The organism is Nocardioides marinisabuli (genome assembly GCF_013466785.1).
GTDB classification, from domain to species: domain Bacteria; phylum Actinomycetota; class Actinomycetes; order Propionibacteriales; family Nocardioidaceae; genus Nocardioides; species Nocardioides marinisabuli.
Genome location: NZ_CP059163.1, coordinates 2,896,294 through 2,914,492, shown reverse-complemented (window position 1 = coordinate 2,914,492; position 18,199 = coordinate 2,896,294). Strand labels below are relative to the sequence as shown.

The 18,199-nt window shown below is 74.2% G+C and carries 19 protein-coding genes and 3 pseudogenes; 8 read left to right on the top strand and 14 right to left on the bottom strand.

Features of this window, described 5'->3' with window-relative positions; all coding sequences use genetic code 11:
* Nucleotides 1-4: 4 nt before the first annotated feature.
* From H0S66_RS13935 to H0S66_RS13930, 3 genes and pseudogenes are all read left to right on the top strand, one after another.
* Nucleotides 5-232: a hypothetical protein gene (locus tag H0S66_RS13935; protein WP_179615916.1), complete on the top strand. Its 228-nt coding sequence runs from the start codon at nucleotides 5-7 to the stop codon at nucleotides 230-232.
* Nucleotides 229-363, top strand: a pseudogene (locus tag H0S66_RS20575) (pentapeptide repeat-containing protein); the annotation flags it as partial. The gene H0S66_RS13935 and the pseudogene H0S66_RS20575, both read left to right, overlap by 4 nt.
* A gap of 75 nt (nucleotides 364-438) precedes the next feature.
* Complete coding sequence (locus H0S66_RS13930) at nucleotides 439-843, top strand: pentapeptide repeat-containing protein (RefSeq protein ID WP_258016921.1); 405 nt, start codon at nucleotides 439-441, stop codon at nucleotides 841-843.
* Here H0S66_RS13930 and H0S66_RS13925 read toward each other — a convergent pair.
* On the bottom strand, nucleotides 817-1,401 hold the full coding sequence (locus H0S66_RS13925) for a TetR/AcrR family transcriptional regulator C-terminal domain-containing protein (RefSeq protein WP_179615915.1): 585 nt from the start codon (nucleotides 1,399-1,401) through the stop codon (nucleotides 817-819). The genes H0S66_RS13930 and H0S66_RS13925 overlap by 27 nt on opposite strands.
* A gap of 115 nt (nucleotides 1,402-1,516) precedes the next feature.
* Here H0S66_RS13925 and H0S66_RS13920 point away from each other — a divergent pair, with 115 nt between their 5' ends.
* The 3 genes from H0S66_RS13920 to H0S66_RS13910 are packed head-to-tail and all read left to right on the top strand — an operon-like array spanning nucleotide 1,517 to nucleotide 3,458.
* On the top strand, nucleotides 1,517-2,125 hold the full coding sequence (locus tag H0S66_RS13920; protein WP_179615914.1) for a biotin transporter BioY: 609 nt from the start codon (nucleotides 1,517-1,519) through the stop codon (nucleotides 2,123-2,125).
* A gap of 10 nt (nucleotides 2,126-2,135) precedes the next feature.
* Nucleotides 2,136-2,825: an energy-coupling factor ABC transporter ATP-binding protein gene (locus H0S66_RS13915; protein ID WP_218877130.1), complete on the top strand. Its 690-nt coding sequence runs from the start codon at nucleotides 2,136-2,138 to the stop codon at nucleotides 2,823-2,825.
* Nucleotides 2,826-2,843: 18 nt separating this feature from the next.
* Nucleotides 2,844-3,458, top strand: coding sequence for an energy-coupling factor transporter transmembrane component T family protein (locus H0S66_RS13910; RefSeq protein WP_179615912.1), 615 nt, complete (start codon nucleotides 2,844-2,846; stop codon nucleotides 3,456-3,458).
* A 170-nt stretch (nucleotides 3,459-3,628) separates the two neighbouring features.
* Here H0S66_RS13910 and H0S66_RS21070 read toward each other — a convergent pair.
* Nucleotides 3,629-5,033, bottom strand: a pseudogene (locus tag H0S66_RS21070) (amidase).
* Nucleotides 5,034-5,199: 166 nt separating this feature from the next.
* Between H0S66_RS21070 and H0S66_RS13900 the strand changes: the two are divergent.
* Nucleotides 5,200-5,994, top strand: coding sequence for a class I SAM-dependent methyltransferase (locus H0S66_RS13900; protein ID WP_246305150.1), 795 nt, complete (start codon nucleotides 5,200-5,202; stop codon nucleotides 5,992-5,994).
* 14 nt (nucleotides 5,995-6,008) lie between these two features.
* Here H0S66_RS13900 and H0S66_RS13895 read toward each other — a convergent pair whose 3' ends face one another.
* From H0S66_RS13895 to H0S66_RS20555, 11 genes and pseudogenes are all read right to left on the bottom strand, one after another.
* On the bottom strand, nucleotides 6,009-6,533 hold the full coding sequence (locus H0S66_RS13895; protein ID WP_258016920.1) for an NADPH-dependent FMN reductase: 525 nt from the start codon (nucleotides 6,531-6,533) through the stop codon (nucleotides 6,009-6,011).
* Nucleotides 6,534-6,729: 196 nt separating this feature from the next.
* On the bottom strand, nucleotides 6,730-8,328 hold the full coding sequence (cimA, locus tag H0S66_RS13890) for a citramalate synthase (protein WP_179617406.1): 1,599 nt from the start codon (nucleotides 8,326-8,328) through the stop codon (nucleotides 6,730-6,732).
* 98 nt (nucleotides 8,329-8,426) lie between these two features.
* Nucleotides 8,427-10,109 (bottom strand): serine/threonine protein kinase, encoded by a 1,683-nt coding sequence (locus H0S66_RS13885; protein WP_179615908.1) that lies wholly within the window; start codon nucleotides 10,107-10,109, stop codon nucleotides 8,427-8,429.
* Nucleotides 10,110-10,135: 26 nt separating this feature from the next.
* Nucleotides 10,136-11,125 (bottom strand): iron-siderophore ABC transporter substrate-binding protein, encoded by a 990-nt coding sequence (locus H0S66_RS13880; RefSeq protein ID WP_219633574.1) that lies wholly within the window; start codon nucleotides 11,123-11,125, stop codon nucleotides 10,136-10,138.
* Nucleotides 11,126-11,227: 102 nt separating this feature from the next.
* Entirely contained in the window at nucleotides 11,228-12,085 is an 858-nt protein-coding gene (locus tag H0S66_RS13875; RefSeq protein ID WP_258016919.1) for an ABC transporter ATP-binding protein, read from the bottom strand.
* On the bottom strand, nucleotides 12,078-12,686 hold the full coding sequence (locus H0S66_RS20560) for an iron chelate uptake ABC transporter family permease subunit (RefSeq protein WP_258016918.1): 609 nt from the start codon (nucleotides 12,684-12,686) through the stop codon (nucleotides 12,078-12,080). Before H0S66_RS20560 ends, H0S66_RS13875 begins: the two co-directional genes overlap by 8 nt.
* A 118-nt stretch (nucleotides 12,687-12,804) precedes the next feature.
* Nucleotides 12,805-13,134, bottom strand: a pseudogene (locus H0S66_RS21065) (iron chelate uptake ABC transporter family permease subunit); the annotation flags it as partial.
* Nucleotides 13,131-14,159, bottom strand: a complete 1,029-nt coding sequence (locus H0S66_RS13865; protein WP_179615906.1) for a FecCD family ABC transporter permease — start codon at nucleotides 14,157-14,159, stop codon at nucleotides 13,131-13,133. The gene H0S66_RS13865 and the pseudogene H0S66_RS21065, both read right to left, overlap by 4 nt.
* 20 nt (nucleotides 14,160-14,179) lie before the next feature.
* Nucleotides 14,180-15,268, bottom strand: coding sequence for a branched-chain amino acid aminotransferase (locus H0S66_RS13860; protein WP_179615905.1), 1,089 nt, complete (start codon nucleotides 15,266-15,268; stop codon nucleotides 14,180-14,182).
* A 35-nt stretch (nucleotides 15,269-15,303) separates the two neighbouring features.
* Nucleotides 15,304-16,386, bottom strand: a complete 1,083-nt coding sequence (locus H0S66_RS13855; RefSeq protein ID WP_179615904.1) for a 3-isopropylmalate dehydrogenase — start codon at nucleotides 16,384-16,386, stop codon at nucleotides 15,304-15,306.
* Between the two features lie 10 nt (nucleotides 16,387-16,396).
* On the bottom strand, nucleotides 16,397-16,522 hold the full coding sequence (locus H0S66_RS20555) for a hypothetical protein (RefSeq protein ID WP_258016917.1): 126 nt from the start codon (nucleotides 16,520-16,522) through the stop codon (nucleotides 16,397-16,399).
* A 407-nt stretch (nucleotides 16,523-16,929) separates the two neighbouring features.
* Between H0S66_RS20555 and H0S66_RS13850 the strand changes: the two genes are divergently transcribed.
* A complete protein-coding gene (locus H0S66_RS13850) occupies nucleotides 16,930-17,499 on the top strand; it encodes an O-methyltransferase (protein WP_179615903.1) in 570 nt (189 codons plus the stop codon).
* On the opposite strand, the gene yczE is transcribed toward H0S66_RS13850, so the two are convergent.
* On the bottom strand, nucleotides 17,480-18,160 hold the full coding sequence (gene yczE, locus H0S66_RS13845) for a membrane protein YczE (protein ID WP_179615902.1): 681 nt from the start codon (nucleotides 18,158-18,160) through the stop codon (nucleotides 17,480-17,482). The genes H0S66_RS13850 and yczE overlap by 20 nt on opposite strands.
* Nucleotides 18,161-18,199 lie beyond the last annotated feature (39 nt).

Sequence of the window (18,199 nt, the reverse complement as noted above, 5' to 3'; positions counted from 1 at the left end):
TCGCATGGGGACCTTCGGCATCGTGGTGGTCATCGTCGTCGCCGTGCTTGCGCTGGCGGTGCTGGGCGTGGACCTGCTGCTCTCGCGCTCTCAGCAGCGCGGGCTGGGCAGCCCGGAGCGCCCCGGCACCGACTCCGACTTCCTCGGGCACGGCTCCGCGAGCCGGGGCGCGGCCTACGGGTTCTCCCGCGGGCACGGCCTGCTGAACAAGCGGGAGCGTCGGTCGCGCTGAGCAGCGACCTCGCCGGGCGCATCGAGGACGGCCGCACCTTCACCGGCGCGGACTGGTACGCCGCCGACCTCGCCGACGCGCGCTTCACCGACTGCACCTTCCGCGACGTCGACCTCACCGAGGCCACCAGCCGGGGCGCGGTCTTCGCCGGCTGCACCTTCGAGTCCTGCCGCTTCAACGCCTCGACGCACACCGAGAGCGCCTTCGTGGCCTGCACCCTGCGCGGCTGCTCGTTCTTCGCGGCGACCCTCGAGGGGTGCAAGCTGACCGGGTCGGTGCTGGAGCGGTGCACGGTGCGCCCGATGAGCGTGCTGGGCGGGCAGTGGCGCGGCGTGGGCCTCGCGGGCGCCCGGCTGGTCGGGCTCGACCTGACCGGTCTCGACCTGCGCGAGGCCGACCTCGCCGGGGCCGACCTGGCCGGCGCCGTGCTGCGCGGCAGCGACCTGCGGGGCGCGACGCTGCGCGCCGCCTCCCTGCTCGAGGCCGACCTGCGCGGCGCCCGTCTCGAGGGCGCCGACCTCGCCGGGGTGGCGCTGCGCGGAGCGCGCCTCGACGTGGCGGGCGCGGTGGTGCTCGCCGAGCAGTCAGGCGCGCTGGTCGAGCCGGTCTGACGTGCCCGTGGCGGCACGCAGCCGGATGCCGTCGACGACCAGCCCCAGCCCGGCCGCGAAGTCCGAGCGTGGGCGCGGTCCGTCGCCGATCGCCCCGGCGCTGCCGGCCTGGAGGTGGGTCTGCTCGTCGAGGGTGTGCCCGAGCACGAGGTGCAGGAGGGTGCGGGCGGCCGTCGCGGCCAGGTCCTCGCCCAGGCGCGCCGGGGCCAGCGCGGCGACCAGGTCGTCGTACGGCTGGGAGGCGCCCAGCCCGAAGGCGATGACCGTGGAGACCAGCTCGGCGCCGTCGCGGTAGGCCAGCAGCGCGTCGCGCAGCCCCGAGCAGATCTCGACGACCTGCTCGTCCCACGCGGTCGCGCTCACCGGCCGGGCGCCGCGCCGCAGCACCTCGTCGGCCACGGCGGCCAGCAGCGACTGCTTGTCGCGGAAGTGGTGGTAGAGCGCGCTCGGGCGGACGTCGAGGTCGCCGGCGAGCCGTCGCATGGTCAGGTCGGCGAGCCCGTAGGTGTCGAGCACGCCGAGCGCGTGGCGCACGACGTCGTCGCGGTGGTGGCGCACGTCACTCCTGCGGGGTCGGGGCGCGGCATTGACCGCGATCTCGCAGCCAGCCTAACCTGAACGCCGTTCAGGAGGCCACGTCCTCCACCCCCGCACCCGAAGGCCCACCATGGCGATGACCGACCGCACCCAGCACGCCCCCACCGAGGACCGCCGCCGGCGGATGACCCCGACCGACCTGGCGCTCGTCGCCTCGTTCGCGGCCCTCATCTCCGCCTTCGCTTACATCGGCGGGATCCCGGTCGGCGGCGCCGGTGTGCCGATCACCCTGCAGACCGCCGGCGTGATGCTGGCGGGCGTGCTGCTCGGGCCCACCCGCGGCTTCCTGGCCGTCGCGCTCTACCTGGCCCTGGGTGCGGTGGGCCTGCCGGTCTTCGCCCAGCACGCCTCGGGCCTGGGCGCGATGACGGGCGCCAGCGCCGGCTACCTGTGGTCCTTCCCGGTCGCCGCGCTGGTCGGCGGCCTGCTGGTCAAGTACGCCGCCGGCGAGCGCGGCAAGTCCCGCGCGGCGATCGTCTTCGTCTGCTCGCTGGCCGCCTCGGTGCTCGTGATCCACCCCGCCGGCATCGCCGGGCTGGCCTTCTACCTCGACATCTCGCTGGTCGAGGCGCTCAAGATCGACGTCCTCTACTGGGCCGGCGACCTGCTCAAGACCACCCTGGTGGCGCTCGTCGCCGCCGAGGTGCACCGCGCCTTCCCCCAGCTGCTGCGCGCGCGTCGCTGAGCGCGTGCCACTGATCGAGCTCGACGCCGCCGGGGTCGCCGTCGCGACCCCGGACGGCGACCGGGTGCTGCTCGAGCCCACCACGCTCACCCTCACCGAGCGGCGCGTCGCCGTCGTCGGGGCCAACGGGTCGGGCAAGTCGACGCTGGCCCGCATGCTCAACGGCCTCGTCGCCCCCACCACCGGAGCGGTGCGCGTCGACGGGCTCGACGTGCGCAGGCAGGGCGCCGCCGTGCGCCGCAAGGTCGCCTTCAGCTTCACCGACCCCTCGGCACAGCTCGTGATGCCGACCTGCGTGGAGGACGTCGAGCTCTCGCTGCGCCGGCACGAGCGCAGCGCCGGACGGCGGCGCGACCTCGCGCTCGCGGTGCTGGAGCGCTACGGGCTGGCCGAGAAGGCCGACGTCTCGGTGCACAGCCTCTCCGGTGGCCAGCGCCAGCTGCTGGCACTGGCCGGGGTGCTGGCCACCGACCCCGACGTGCTGGTCGCCGACGAGCCGACCACCCTGCTCGACCTGGCCAACACCCGTCGGGTGGGCGACCTCCTGCTGGGCCTGGACCAGCAGCTGGTGCTGGTCACCCACGACCTCGCCCTGGCCCGGCGCTGCGACCGGGTGCTGGTGGTCGAGGACGCCCGGGTCGTGCACGACGGCGAGCCCGAGGCCGCCGTGGCGGCGTACGAGGCGAGCGTGCTGGGATGAGCCCCCGATGAGCCCCCGATGAGCAGCGCGGTGACGGTCGCGGCGTACCGGCCCGGCGACACGCTGGTGCACCGGCTTCCGGTCGGCGCGAAGCTGGGCGCGCTGGCGCTCTTCAGCCTCTCGGTGGTGCTGGTGCGCTCGATGCCGGCCTCGTGGGTGTGGCTGGGCCTGGCGCTGCTCGCCGCACTGGTGGCCCGCACCGACCTGGCCACCCTGCTGCGTGCGGCCCGGCTGGTCCTGGTGCTGGCGGTGGTCGTCTCGGCGTTCCAGTGGTGGATCGACGGGCCGGCGAAGGCGGTGGAGACGCTGGTCGACCTGCTGGCGCTCGCGCTGGGCGCGATCGTGGTCAGCGCGACCACGTCGGTCAACGCCATGCTCGACGCGATCGTGCGGTGGGTCGGCCCGCTGCGACGGGTCGGGGTCGACCCCGAGCGGGTGGCCCTGACCTTCTCGATGGCCATCGGGGCGCTGCCGGGCACTGTCGGCCTCGCGCTCGAGACCCGCGACGCGGCGCGGGCCCGCGGACTGGGTGGACACCCCCGCGCCTACGTCACCCCGTTCGTGGTGCGGGTCGTGGCCCGGGCCCACGAGACCGGCGACGCCCTGCACGCCCGCGGCCTCGGCGACGACTGAGCCCGCGTCCCCACGCCCACTCGTGGTCCGGGTCGTGGTCCGGGTCGTGGTCCGGGTCGTGGTCCGGGTCGTGTGCCTGAGGACGCGTCATGCCGCGGTCACGGGCCACGACCCGAGCCACGACCCAGGCCACGACTCAAACCACGACCCGGGCCACGACCCCGAGGGCCTCACCAGCCCGGCGGCCTCCGGTGGTGCCAGGGCGCGGCCTGCTCGACCTGGGCGGCCAGGGCCAGCAGCCCGGCCTCGCCGACGGGCCGGCCGGCGAGCATGACACCGACGGGCAGGCCGTCGGGGGTCCAGTGCAGGGGCAGGCTGATGGCGGGCATGCCGGTGACGTTCCAGGCCGAGGTCCAGGGAGTGAAGCGCTTCTGGGCCTCGAAGTCGGCAGCGGGGTCGGCGTCGTCGCGCAGCGCCCCGACCGGCAGCGGCGGCGCGGCCAGGGTCGGCGTCAGCACGGCGTCGTACGCCGCCAGCGCGCGCACCGCCTCGGCCGCGTGGCGGCGCATCGCCCCGATGGCCAGGCCCAGCTCGGGGCCGGTCACGGCGCGGCCACGCTCGCTGAGCCACCGGGTGAGCGGTCGCAGCAGGTGCTCACGCCCCTCGGGCGCGCTCGACATGGCCGTGAGCACCGCCCAGCAGGTGTGGAAGACGGGCACGGCGTCGCGGTTCATCGGCACCGGCACGTCGACCACCTCGTGGCCCAGCCGCTCCAGCAGCCGGGAGGCGTCGTCCCAGGCGGTCAGGCACTCGGGGTCCACGGCGACGTCGGCGATCACGGGCTCGGCGAACCGGGCGATCCGCAGCCGGCCGGGCTCGCGGTCGCAGGCGTCGAGGAAGGACGTGCCGGGCTCCGGGGCCCAGCTCGGGTCGCCGGTGCGGGGGCCGGCCAGCACGTCGAGGAGGGCGGCGGCGTCGCGCACGGTGCGCGCGATCGGGCCGGCGGTGGCCAGCCCGATCGGGTCGCCGTACATGGGGAAGCCGCTGATGCGTCCGCGCGCGGGCTTGAGGCCGACGAGACCGCAGCAGGAGGCGGGGAATCCGGATCGAGCCGCCCCCGTCGGAGCCCTGGGCCAGCGGCACCAGCCCGGCGGCCACGGCGGCCGCGGCGCCCCCGGAGGAGCCGCCGGCCATCCGGGTGCGGTCCCAGGGCGTCACCGCCGGCGGGTGCCCCTCGGGCTCGGTGTAGCAGGGCGAGCCGAACTCGGGGGTCGCGGTCTTGCCGAGGCTGACCAGCCCGGCCTCCTCGAGGGAGAGCACGACGCCGTCGGAGACCTCGGGCACGAAGTCGTCGTAGGCCGCGGAGCCGAAGGCGGTGCGGACCCCGGCGGTCAGGTGGAGGTCCTTGACGGCCGTGGGCACCCCCCACAGCGGCCCGGCACCCTCGGGGGGCACGGCGCCGAGGGCGGCGGCCCGCTCGCGAGCCTGCTCGGCGGTGCGGTGCACGAAGGCGCCGACGTCGTCGAGGCGCTCGACGCGGTCGAGGTAGTGCTCCGCGAGCTCGAGCGGGGACGTCTCGCCGCGGCGGACGAGCGCCCCCTGCTCGAGCGCTGTCAGGTCGTGCAGGTCAGCCACCGCGCCAACCTATCCCCGCTGCGAGGCCGCCGGGCACTACCCCGAACAGATGAATACCGCGGTGTTCCGTCCGAGGCGGCGCGGAGACCTGTCAGCGTGGCGGTCGAGCCCGTTCCCCCCAGGAGTCATCCGGCTCGGACCGAGATCTCGATGAGGAGGGACCGACATGTCGTCGACCAAAGCTGCTGTCAGCGCTGGTAGGTCGGTACTGGGCGGAGTCCGTGCAGCCGCGCGTCAGTGGGCCCCGCCGCAGTCTGCGCGCCAGCTCGACGCACAGGCCGCGGCCTACTGGGCCGGTGTCTCGGCACCGCGCTGGGAGGCCGATTCGCACTGGGAGTCCGGCCTGGGCGAGAAGTGGAGCGCTGTGGGTCCGGCGCAGGTCGACGTCACACGCAGGCTCCTGGCCTCGTTGGGTCGCGATGTCCCTGCTGGACGGATCGTAGACTGGGGGTGCGGCGGAGGCGCCAACGCGGTCGCGCTCGCGCCGCTGTGCGACGAGCTCGTGGTGGTGGACATCTCCGCGGCGAGCCTCCAGGAGTGCCGCCGGCAGGTCCTGGCGCGCACCGGGCGCGCTGTCCGTGCCGTCCTGACGGAACCGGAGGCCCCCCAGCAGGCCGTCGACGCCGTCGGCGAGCAGACGGTGGAGCTCGTCGTGTGCTTCTACGTCTTCGAGCTGTTGGCCTCCAGGGAGGCAGCCGTGCGCGTGCTGCGGGCCGTGCGCAGGGTCCTCGTCGAGGACGGGGCCGCGGTCATCCAGTTCAAGTACGACGACGGGACGCGCTCAGGAGCCATCCGTCGGCGCGACTACCAGCGACGGGTCGCCGGGACGACCTTCGCGGTCCACGACTTCTGGACCCTCTGCGAGTCGGAGGGCCTGCGTCCGCACACGCTCACGTTGGTGACCCGCGACCAGCTCGACTCGCACTACGCCTACGTCCTGCTGACCCGCCCGCCGGCCTGACGGGATGCGCGGCCTCAGGCCGCGGCAGCAGAGGTGAAGTCGACCAGCGTGCGCACGGCGGCGGCCAGCTTCTCCTGCACCTCGGGGTCGGTCAGCGGGTCGACCTCGAGCGCCGACTGCGAGACGGTGACGTCCTCGACGACGGTGGCCCCGGCGACGCCGGCCGAGCGGACGACGTCGGCGTGCGCCCACCTGCCGCCGTACGGCGTCGGGGTGGCGCCGATGACACCGACGGGCTTGCCGACCAGGGCGCCCGCACCGTAGGGACGCGAGAGCCAGTCGATGGCGTTGTTGAGGACCGCGGGCATGGTGCCGTTGTACTCCGGGGTGACGACCAGGACGCGGTCGGCGGCGGCGACGGTCTCCCGCAGGCGCGCGGCACCGGCGGGCGGGGTGTCCCCGTCGACGTCCTCGTTGTAGAAGGGCAGCTCGTCGAGCCCGGTGACGATCTCGAGCTCGACGCCGTCGGCGGCGCTGGCCACGAGGCCCTCGGCGATGCGACGGTTGAGGGAGTCGGCGCGGAGGCTGCCGACGAGCACAGCGACACGAGTAGAAGTCATACAAACTTCAACCTCCTGGGCGTGCTGGGCATTCCCGCACCCCTCCCCATCGGCAGTGACCTGCCTCACCCGGCCGCCGAGCGGTCACTTCTGAACCATCCAGCAGTCAGTTGCGAACCTGTCGAGCGGTCGAAAGTGACCGCTCGATGGTTCACAAGTGACTGCTCGGCCGTCCTCAGCGGTGGTGGCGGCGCAGGCCGAAGGTGACGGCGTCGAGCAAGGCCTCCCAGGAGGCCTGCACGACGTTGTGGCCCACCCCGACGGTGACCCACGAGCCCTCGCCGTCGGCGGTCTCGATGAGCACGCGGGTGATCGCGTCGGTGCCGTGGCCCTGGTCGAGGATGCGCACCTTGTAGTCGACCAGCTCGAGCCTGGCGACCTCGGGGTAGGCCTGGCCGATCGCGGAGCGCAGGGCGTGGTCGAGCGCGTTGACGGGGCCGTTGCCCTCGCCGGCCACGACGTAGCGCACCCCCTGGGCGCGCAGCTTGACCGTGGCCTCCGAGAGCGCCTCCTCGCCGGGGCCGGGCTGGGTCTCGGTGATGACGCGCCACGACTCCACGTCGACGTACGACGGCCGCTCGCCCTCGACCTCCTCGACCAGCAGCAGCTCGAAGGAGGCGTCGGCGGCCTCGAAGGTGTAGCCGCGTCCCTCGAGCACCTTGACCCGCTCGGTGATGCGGGTCAGCAGCGCCTTGGCCTCGGGGGTGTCGCCCGACAGGTCGAAGCCCAGCTCGCGGCCCTTGAGCTCGATGGAGGCGCGCCCGGCCATGTCGGAGACCAGCAGCCTCATGTCGTTGCCGACGCCGAGGGGGTCCATGTGCTGGTAGAGGTCGGGGTCGACCTTGATCGCGCTGGCGTGCAGCCCCGCCTTGTGGGCGAAGGCGGAGGTGCCGACGTAGGGCTGGCGCGCCGACGGCGCGATGTTGGTGACCTCGGCGACGGCGTGGGCGATGCGCGTGGCCTCGCGCAGCAGCCCCGGCGGCAGCACCGGGCGCTCCAGCTTGAGCTCGAGGTTGGCCACCACCGTGACGAGGTCGGCGTTGCCGGTGCGCTCGCCGTAGCCGTTGACGGTGCCCTGCACGTGGGTGGCCCCGGCGTCGACGGCGGCCAGCGAGTTGGCCACCGCGCAGCCGGTGTCGTTGTGGCAGTGGATGCCGATGCGCCCGCCGGTGGTCTCGACGACGTCGTGGACCACCTCGGAGACCCACGGCGGCAGCATCCCGCCGTTGGTGTCGCACAGCGCCGCGACCTCGGCGCCGGCCTCGAAGGCGGTGCGCAGCACCTCCAGCGCGTAGTCGCGGTTGGCGCGGTAGCCGTCGAAGAAGTGCTCGGCGTCGAGGAAGACCTGCTGGCCCTCGGCCCGCAGGTGGGCGACGGTGTCGCGCACCATCGCCAGGTTCTCCTCCAGGGTGGTGCGCAGCGCGAGCTCGACGTGGCGGTCGTGCGACTTGGCCACCAGCGTCACCACGCCGGCGCCGCTGTCGCGCAGCGCCGCCACCTGCGGGTCGTCGGCGGCCCGGGCGCCGGCGCGACGCGTCGCCCCGAAGGCCGCGAGCCGGGCGTGGGTGAGGTCGAGCTCGGTGGCGGCGCGGCGGAAGAACTCGGTGTCCTTGGGGTTCGCCCCCGGCCAGCCGCCCTCGATGTAGCCCACGCCGAGACCGTCGAGCTGGCGCGCGATGGCCAGCTTGTCGGCGACGCTGAGGTTGAGCCCCTCCTGCTGGGCGCCGTCGCGCAGGGTCGTGTCGTAGACGTGGAAGGCGCCGTGGAGGTCCATCGCTGCTGCTCCGCTGCTCGGGTGCTGGTCGGGGTGCTGCTCCAACAAAAAAACCTCCCGCGGACGAGAGGTTGGCGCGTCGGGGTGGTCCCGGCGCGCTAGCGAATGATGGAGGCGTGGTGCTGCACGTGCTCGAGTGTGCCACCGACCACGCCGGTCGGCGCGGCGTCTCGCGATCCGATCGGCTGGTCCTGCGCCGGCACCCACCAGGGCCCCCGCGTCTCCAGCGTGTACGCCGCCGCCCCGGCGCCCGCCGCGACCAGCAGCAGCGCCGCGACCCAGCGCCCCGGGGCGGCCGAGAGCGGCCGCACCACACGACCCAGCGGCGAGCGCACCCGCGAGCCGCCCGGGCCCCACCACAGCCCCAGCACCAGCGTGCCCGCCCCGGCCAGCAGCGTCGTGGTGGGGCCGGCGGCGACCGCGTAGCACAGCAGCCCGGCCGCCGCGGCGAGGCCGAGGGCCCACAGCTGGAGCACGAGCGTGGAGGGGATGGAGCGCAGCAGGTCCCACGGCGCGCGCACCAGCACGACCGGGGCGTCGTACCAGCGCCGGCCGCGCAGGGCCCGGCGCTCGCCGACGCGGCTGCCGGCCAGGGACCCGCTGCGCAGCAGCCAGACGACCACCAGCACCGTCGCGAGCCCGGCATAGGGCACGGCGGCGACGCCCACCGCGACGGCGGCGCCGACCCCCAGGGTGAGCAGGCCTCGCCGCAGCCGCTCCCCCGCCGGCACCCGCGGGGCCGCCGGTTCGTCGTCCCAGGGCAGGAGCATGGTGTGCGGACCCTCGTCGGGCCAGTCCTCCGCGGGCCAGTCCTCCGCGGGCCAGTCCTCCGCGGGCCGGTCCTCGACCCAGGTGTCGTCGGGCTCCGGCTCGCGCTCGACGCGCGTGGCCTCCTCGGGCCACGCGGCGGCGCGCATCGGCGCGGTCTCGACGGCCTCGGGCAGCGGCCCGGGCACCGGGCGCCGGCGCACCTGGGTCGACTGCGGGCGCAGCCAGTCGAGGATCTCCCCCAGGCTCGGCCGGCGCTGCGGGTCGGGGTCGAGGGCGGCCTCGACGACGTCGTGCAGGTCGCCGCGCAACCCGTGGAGGTCGTGCTCGCCGCGGCGCACCCGGTCCATCACCGCCATCGACGGCCCCCGCCCGAAGGGGGCCCGGCCGGTGCCGGCGTAGGCGACCGTGGCCGCCCACGAGTGCACGTCGGAGGCGGTGCTGGCGTCGTCGCCGTAGAGGATCTCCGGGGCCAGGTAGCCCGGGGTGCCGATGAGCCACCCGGTGTGGGTGAGGCGGGGGTCGTCGGCGACCCGGGCCAGGCCGAAGTCGATGAGGATCGGGGTGCGCCCCTCCATCAGCACGTTGGAGGGCTTGACGTCACGGTGCAGCACCCCGACCTCGTGGACCGAGGCCAGCCCCTCGGCCAGGCACCCGGCGAACCAGACGAGGTCGCGGCCCGTGAGCGGACCCTCCTCGACGACGTGGTCGTGCAGCGAGAGCCCGGGCACGTAGCGGGTGGCGACGTACGGCACGTCGCCCCACGGGTCGGCGTCGAGCACCTCGGCGACCCACCGGCTGCGCACCCGCGACAGCGAGGCGACCTCGCGCTCGAGGCGCTGGCGGGCCTCGTCGCCGCCGACGACCTGGGGCCGCAGCACCTTGAGGGCCACCCGGTCGCCGCCGGGTCGGCGGGCCAGGTGCACCACGCCCATGCCGCCCTCGCCGATCTTGGTCAGCAGCGTGTAGCCGCCGACGGTGGCGAGGGCGTCACTGCCCGGCGAGGTGCTCACCTCACGAGGCTACCGACCCCGGGCCCTCAGTCGGTGGAGACGGCACCGGCCAGGGCGTCGACGAACGTGTCGAGGCTGTAGGTCAGCGACAGCGCGGTCGGCGGCGAGACCGAGGAGACGACGGCCTCGCCCGCGACGGTGGCCACGTGCCCCTCCTGGAACTGCTCCATGGTCTGGTACGTCGGGTCCTCGGCGATCTCGTCGGCCCGCTCCTGCGTGGCGGCGTAGGACAGCAGCACGTCGGACTCGAGCCGGTCGACGTTCTCGGTGCTGAGCGTGTAGTAGAAGGTGCTCTCGCCCGTGTCGAGCTCGTCGACGCTCGGCGCGACGGTGAAGCCGAGGTCCTCGAGGAACTGCACGCGCGGGTCGGCGGCGCTGTAGACGTAGAAGGCGCCCGGGTCGATGGCGACCGCAGCGATGCTGGTGCCCTCGAACTCGGGGTGCGCCTCAGCCGCGGCGGCCACGTCGGCGTCGATGTCGGCGAGCACCTGCTCGGCCTCCTCGTCCTGGCCCAGGACCTCGCCCACGGTGGTGATCACGTCGCGCCAGGGGGTGCTCCACGGCTCGTCGGGGTAGGCCACGGTCGGGGCGATCTGGGTGAGCTTGTCGTAGTCGGCCTCGGTGATGCCGGAGTAGCTGGCCAGGATCACGTCGGGGGCCGCGGCGGCGATCTCCTCGAACGGCGGCGCCTCGCCGGGCGTCAGCGCGGTGGGCTGCCCGGCGTCGAGCTCCTCGAAGGCCTCCTCCTGCCACGGCATGAACCCCTCCTCGGAGGCGCCGTAGCTGAGCTTCTCCATGGCCACGGGCACCACGCCCAGGGCCAGCACGGCGTCGGGAGTGCCCCAGCCCCAGGTGACGACACGCTCGGGGCGCTCGGTGACCTCGGTGGCACCGAAGGCGTGCTCGACGGTGACCGGCTCGAAGTCCTCGGCACCGGCGGCGTCGTCGGACCGGGTCTCCTCAGCAGCGTCGTCGCTGCCGCAGGCGGCCAGGGGCAGGACCAGCAGGCCCGCCACGAGGGGAAGGACGAGACCGGACAGGCGGGACCGGGAGGTCCGTCGGGGAAGGGACGACACGTCCACTCCTCACTGTGAAGGACCGGCCGAGTCCGGTCGTTGTTAGGTGAGGCTAACCTTACTGCAAGCCAGACCTCGACGCTCCCGGACCCCCGCCGGGACCACCATCGGGCAGCCGGTCACCGGGTCGGCGACCACGCGGGCCACGAGGCCGAACGCCTCGCGCACGCAGTCCTCGTCGAGCACGTCGGCCGGCGGCCCCTCGCGCACGACCCGGCCGGCCGCCATCACCACCAGGTGGTCGGCGTAGCGCGCGGCCAGGTTCAGGTCGTGCAGCACCATCACCACGGTGGTGCCGCGCTCCTCGTTGAGGTCGGCGAGCAGGTCCAGGACGTCGACCTGGTGGGCGATGTCGAGGTACGTCGTGGGCTCGTCGAGCAGCAGGACGTGCGGGTCCTGGGCGAGCATCATGGCGACCCACACCCGCTGGCGCTGCCCTCCGGAGAGCTCCTCGACCCGGCGGGCGGCCAGGTCGTGGGTGTCGGTCAGGGCCAGCGCCCGCGCCACCGCGTCGGCGTCGTCGGCGCTCCAGCGCCCGAAGGCGCCCTGGTGGGGGTGCCGCCCCCGCCCGACCAGGTCGCCGACGCTGATGCCCTCGGGGGCGACCGGCTGCTGGGGCAGCAGCCCCAGCACCGAGGCGACCTCGCGGGCGCGCATCCGGTGCAGGTCGTGCCCGTCGAGCTCGACGACGCCCTCCACCGGGCGCAGGATCCGGCCCAGGCCGCGCAGCAGGGTCGACTTGCCGCAGCCGTTGGCGCCGACGATCACCGTGACCCGCCCGGTCGGGACCGCGAGGTCGACGCCGTGCACCACCCGGCGCTGGTCGTAGGCCAGGTGCACGCCGTGCGCCACCAGCCGGGGCGGCGCTGCCGCTGCCTCCATCCGCTGCTCCTCACTCACGTCGGGTTCCTCCGGTCGCCATCAGCCAGATCAGGTAGGGCCCGCCGACCGCGCCGGTGACGACCCCGACGGGCACGGACAGGTCGCCGGGCAGCAGGTGCTGGGCGACCAGGTCGGCGCCCACCACCAGGACCACGCCGACCAGCGCCGACTCCACCAGCGCCAGGCTGCCGTCGCGCAGCAGCCGGCGGGCGACCGGTGCGGCCACGAAGGCCACGAACGCCACCGGGCCGGCCGCCGCGGTCGCCGCGCAGGCCAGCGCCACACCGAGCGCGATGACGCAGGCGCGCACCGCCTCGGGCCGCAGGCCCAGGCTCCCGGCCTGGTCGTCGCCGAGCAGCAGCAGGTCGAGGCGCCGCGCGACCAGGGCCACCATCGGCACCAGCACCGCCAGCGCCCCGGCCAGCACCTGCACCAGCGACCACTCGGCCTGGGCCAGGCTGCCGGCCATCCAGCGCAGCGCCACCTGGGCCTGGTTCACCTCGCTGCGGGTCAGCAGGTAGCCGACCACCGCCGCGCAGACGTAGGCCACGCCGATGCCCGAGAGCACGAAGCGGTGACCGGTCATGCCGCCCCGCCACGCGACGGCGTACAGCAGCACACCGACCAGCGCACCACCGGCCAACGCCGACGCGGAGACCGCGGCCCCCGCCCAGCCCGCCGAGCAGCAGCGCCGCGACGGCGCCCGCGCTGGCGCCCTGCGAGATGCCGATGATGTCGGGGCTGGCCAGCGGGTTGCGCAGCACCGACTGGAACAGCGCCCCGGCCAGGCCGAAGGCGAGGCCCACGAGGAGGCCCAGCAGCAGCCGCGGCAGGCGCAGCTCGACGACGATGAAGCGCGCCGAGGGGTCCTCGGCGCCCACCAGCGCACCCAGGACCTGCCCGACCGAGAGCGGGAAGTCGCCCAGCACCAGCGCCGCCACCGACGACGCCAGCACCAGGGCCGCCAGCACCACCAGCACGCCCGCGCGCCGCGCGCGGCGACGGCGCCGTACGGCGCGCAGCCCGGCGGTGGCGACCTCGGTGCGCTCGGCGACGGCGGCGCTCATGCGGCCACCGCCCGCGAGCGACGCACGATCAGCAGCAGGACCGGCGCGCCCACCAGCGCCACGACCAGCCCGGCCTCGAGCTCACCGGGGCGCACCACGAGCCGGCCCACGACGTCGGCGGCGATCAGCAGCACCGGGCCCAGCAGGGCCGAGAGCACCACGATCCAGCGGTGGTCGGGGCCGACCAGCGCGCGGGCCAGGTGCGGCACGGCCAGGCCCACGAACGCGATGGGCCCCACCATGGAGACGGCCGACCCGCACAGCAGCACCACCGCCAGCACCACCAGCAGCCGGCCGCGGGCGACGTCCTGGCCCAGGCCGCGCGCGACGTCGTCGCCGAGCGCGAGGGCGTTGAGCACCCGGCCCGCGGCGAGCGCGAGCGCGAGGCCGACCAGCACGAAGGGCAGCACGGTGAGCAGCACGTCGAGGGGCCGGTTGGCCAGCGACCCGACCTGCCAGAAGCGGTAGTCGTCGAGGGCCTGGGTGTCGGCGAGCAGCAGCACGGTGATCAGCGAGGTCGCCGTCGCGGTGAACGCCGCGCCGACCAGGGCCAGCTTGACCGGCGTGACCCCCTCGAAGCCCAGGGAGGCCGCGCCGTAGACCACGACGGCGGCCAGCGCGGCTCCGGCGAAGGCGAACCACAGGTAGCCCGAGGCCGAGGTGACGCCGAGGCCCGAGATGGCCACCAGCACCGCCAGCGAGGCCCCCGAGTTGAGCCCGAGGAGCCCGGGGTCGGCGATGGGGTTGCGGGTCACGCCCTGCATCAGGGCGCCGGCGACGCCGAGCGCGGCGCCGCCCACCAGCCCGACGAGGGTGCGCGGCACCCGCAGGTCGCGCACCACCAGGTGGTCGTTGTCGCCGGCCACCGGGTCGACCAGCGCGGCCCAGACCTGGGCCGGCGAGACGTCGCGCGCACCCAGCGCGAGGCTGGCGGCCAGCGCGACCGCCAGGAGCACGAGCAGCCCCAGCACCGTCACGAGGTGCCGCGAGGCAGGGCGCGACGGCGCGGCCAGGGTCGAGGTCACCCAGTTAGGGTAGCCTCACCTCACACGATGCGGTGCATCCACCCGAAGGAGTCCTCGGCGCGGCCGAACTGGATGTCGACGAGCGCCTGGCGGATGCGCTGGGTCAGCTCGCCCCCGGCGGGACCGGTGTCCGCGGGCGCGGCCACCTCTCCCCCGGCGTGCTTGAGCGTGCCGACCGGCGTGACCACGGCGGCGGTGCCGCAGGCGAAGATCTCGCGGATCCGGCCCGACTCCACGCCCTCGCGCCACTCCTCGACCGAGAAGCGGCGCTCCTCGACGCGGTGGCCGAGCTTGGCGGCCAGCTCGATGATCGAGGCGCGGGTGATGCCCTCGAGGATCGTGCCGGTCGCGGGGGTCACGATCGTGCCGTCGTCGTGCAGGAAGTACATGTTCATGCCGCCGAGCTCCTCGACGTAGCGCATCTCCTGCGCGTCGAGGAAGACCACCTGGTCGCAGCTGTGCGCGGTGGCCTCCTGCTGGGCGACCAGCGACGAGGCGTAGTTGCCGCCCGTCTTGGCCGCGCCCATGCCGCCGCGACCGGCGCGGGTGTACTCCTCGGTGAGCCACAAGCTCACCGGCTTCAGCCCGCCCTTGAAGTAGGCACCCGCCGGGCTCGCGATGACCATGAAGGTCACGTGCTGGGCCGGGCGCACGCCGAGGAACTTCTCCGAGGCGAACATGAAGGGGCGCAGGTAGAGGCTCTTCTCGCCGCCCTGGTCGGGCACCCAGCGCTCGTCGACCTCGACCAGCGCGCGCACCGCGGCCAGGAAGTCCTCGGTCTCCAGCACCGGCAGCGCCAGGCGGTGGCTCGAGCGCGCCATCCGCTCGGCGTTCTGCTCGGGACGGAACGCCCACACCGACCCGTCCTCGTGCCGGTAGGCCTTCATCCCCTCGAAGGTCTCCTGCGCGTAGTGCAGCACCGCGGTGGCCGGGTCGAGGGTCAGCGGCCCGTACGGCGTGATCCGCGCGTCGTGCCAGCCCTTCTCGGGGGTCCACTCCACCGTGAACATGTGGTCGGTGAAGTGGGTCCCGAACCCGGGGTTGGCCAGGATCTCGGCCAGCCGGTCGTCGGGGACGGGCGCGGGGTTGCGGGTGACGCTGATCTCCATGGGCATCAAACTACCGCCCTCTCTCGACGTGGTGCTCAGCCCGCCACGCGCTTGGCGACGGCGTCGCCCACCTCGGGCGTACGACGCCGGGCCGTGCCGCGCTCGGCGAGGTCGGCCAGCACGGCGTCCTCGATGCGGGCCGCGGCCTCGGGGTGGCCGAGGTGGTCCAGCAGCAGCGCGGTGGAGAGGATCGCGGCGGTGGGGTCGGCGATCTGCTGGCCGGCGATGTCGGGCGCCGAGCCGTGCACCGGCTCGAACATCGACGGCGCGGTGCGATCGGGGTTGATGTTGCCCGAGGCCGCGAGCCCGATGCCGCCGCTGATGGCGCCGGCCAGGTCGGTGATGATGTCGCCGAAGAGGTTGTCGGTGACGATCACGTCGAAGCGCTGCGGGTTGGTGGTCATGTGGATCATCGCCGCGTCGATGTGCATGTAGTCGACGGTGACGTCGGGGTGCTCGGCGGCGACCTGCTGGGTCAGCCGCCACCACACCGCGCCGGCGTGCACGAGCACGTTGGTCTTGTGGACCAGGGTCAGCTTCTTGCGGGGGCGCTTCTCGGCGCGGGCGAAGGCGTCGCGCACGACCCGCTCCACGCCGTACGCCGTGTTGACCGAGACCTCGGTGGCGACCTCGGCCGGGGTGCCGACGCGCAGCGCGCCGCCGTTGCCGGTGTAGGGGCCCTCGGTGCCCTCGCGCACCACGACGAAGTCGACCTCGTCGTCGCCGAGCACGTCGCGGCTCAGCGGCGAGGTGACGCCGGGGAAGATCCGCGAGGGGCGCAGGTTGACGTAGTGGTCGAGCTCGAAGCGCAGCCGCAGCAGCAGCCCGCGCTCGAGGATGCCCGGGGGCAGGTTCGGGTCGTTGGGCTTGCCGCCCACCGCGCCGAGCAGGATGGCGTCGTGCTCGCGGATCTCGCCGAGCACGGTGTCGGGCAGCACCTCGCCGGTCGCGAGGTAGCGCTCCGCGCCGAGGTCGTAGCGGGTCTGCTCGAAGGTGACTCCCGCCGGTGAGGCGACCTCGAGGACCTTGAGGGCCTCGGCGGTCACCTCCTGCCCGATGCCGTCGCCGGGGATGACGGCGAGCGTGACGGGACCGGTGGCGGCAGGAGTGGAGGTCATGGGCCGAACGCTAGTTGTCGTCGGGGCGCTGGCCGCCGTTGTCCCGCAGGTCGAGCGAGACCTGGACGGCCTCGCGGCTGCGGGGGTTCTCGGGGTTGTGCGCTGCCGGGCCCCACTCGGGGTACATGTCGTACATGGTGCGTCTCCTTCTCGGGTGGTCGATGGGTGTCGTGCGGTCCTGCGGTGGTGCTCCGGGGATGGCTCACGCCACGGCCGGAGATGACCCCGCGGTGGGGACGGACGACCCATGGATCGCATGGGAGGTGGAGACCTCGAGAGGAGCGGATCACGCGTGCTAGCGAAGGTGGACCCGCCGCGGAGACATCTTCAGATGTGCCGTGAGACCGAGAGCAACGCCGAACACCGCGGCGAGGTGGCCTCACTGGCAGCTATCGCTGCTGGGCCTCGCCGCGGCACTCGATAAGTACGAAAATGCTCCGCATGATGGACACATCGTAGGCACGCAGTGCGGACACCGGCTACCGCTTTCCGGAATGTGTCCATCATCCGGGACGGGCGTCTCGAGATGACAGACTCCACGCCATGAGTGCCCCACCCGAGCTGCCCGACGTCGTACGCCGGGCCTTCGAGGTCTCGCGCCGCGCCGGCTACGTGTCGTTCTGCCGCAACGAGACCGGTCGGCTGCTGGCGACGCTGGCCGCCACCCGCGAGGGCACGATGGCCGAGTTCGGCACCGGCTGCGGGGTCGGCACGGCCTGGCTGCGCAGCGGGGTGCGCGGGCAGGACGCCCGCATCGTCACCGCCGAGCTCGACCCGCGCCTGGCCCGGGCGGCCGGCGAGATCTTCGAGGACGACCCGTTGGTGGAGGTGCTGGCCGCCGACTGGTCGACCCTGCTCGACAAGGGCCCCTTCTCGCTGCTGTTCCTCGACTCGGGCCAGCCCGGCGAGGTCGGGGTCGACGCGATCGCCGACCTGGTCGCCGACGGCGGCGTCGTGGTGCTCGACGACTTCACGCCCTGCGAGCAGTGGCCGCCGGTGACCTACGGCCGCGTCGACGTGCTGCGCGAGCAGTGGCTCACCGACCCGCGCTTCACCGCCGTCGAGGTGATGGTCGCCTCCGACGCCTCCACGATCATCGCGACGAAGCGGTAGTCGTCACCGGGTCGACCTCGGGCGGGTCCACGGGGGCCGGCAGCCGCACGGTCAGCGCGGGCAGCAGGGCCTGGGTGACCGGGCCGATGCTCAGGGCGTAGAGCACGGTGCCGATGCCGGCGACCCCGCCGAGCAGCAGGCCGATCGCGACCACGGTGACCTCGAGCCCGGTGCGCACCACGCGCAGGGAGACGCCGGTGCGCCGGTGCAGCCCGGTCATCAGCCCGTCGCGCGGCCCGCGGCCGAGCTGGGCGCCGATGTAGAAGGCGGTCGCGGCGCCGTTGCCGAGCACCCCGACGACCATGAGCACGATCCGCAGCCACATCTCGTCGGGCCGCTCCAGCACCGCGAGCGTCGCGTCGGCGGCGATGCCGATGACCAGCGCGTTGGAGATCGTGCCCAGGCCCGGCACCTCGCGCAGCGGGATCCACAGCAGCAGCACCAGCAGGCTGACCACGATCAGCACCTCGCCCAGGCTCAGCGGCACGTAGCGGGCGATGCCGAGGTGCAGCACGTCCCACGGGGCGGCGCCGAGGTCGGCGCGCACCATCATGGCCAGCGAGACGCCGTACAGCCACAGGCCGACGTAGAGCTGGGGCAGGCGGCGACCCAGGCGGCCAGCGCGGAGCTGGGCGATGGGTCCGAGGTCGGCGAGGAGCATGGGTCCAGGGTGGCGCGCGATTGGCCTGTCGCGAAATAG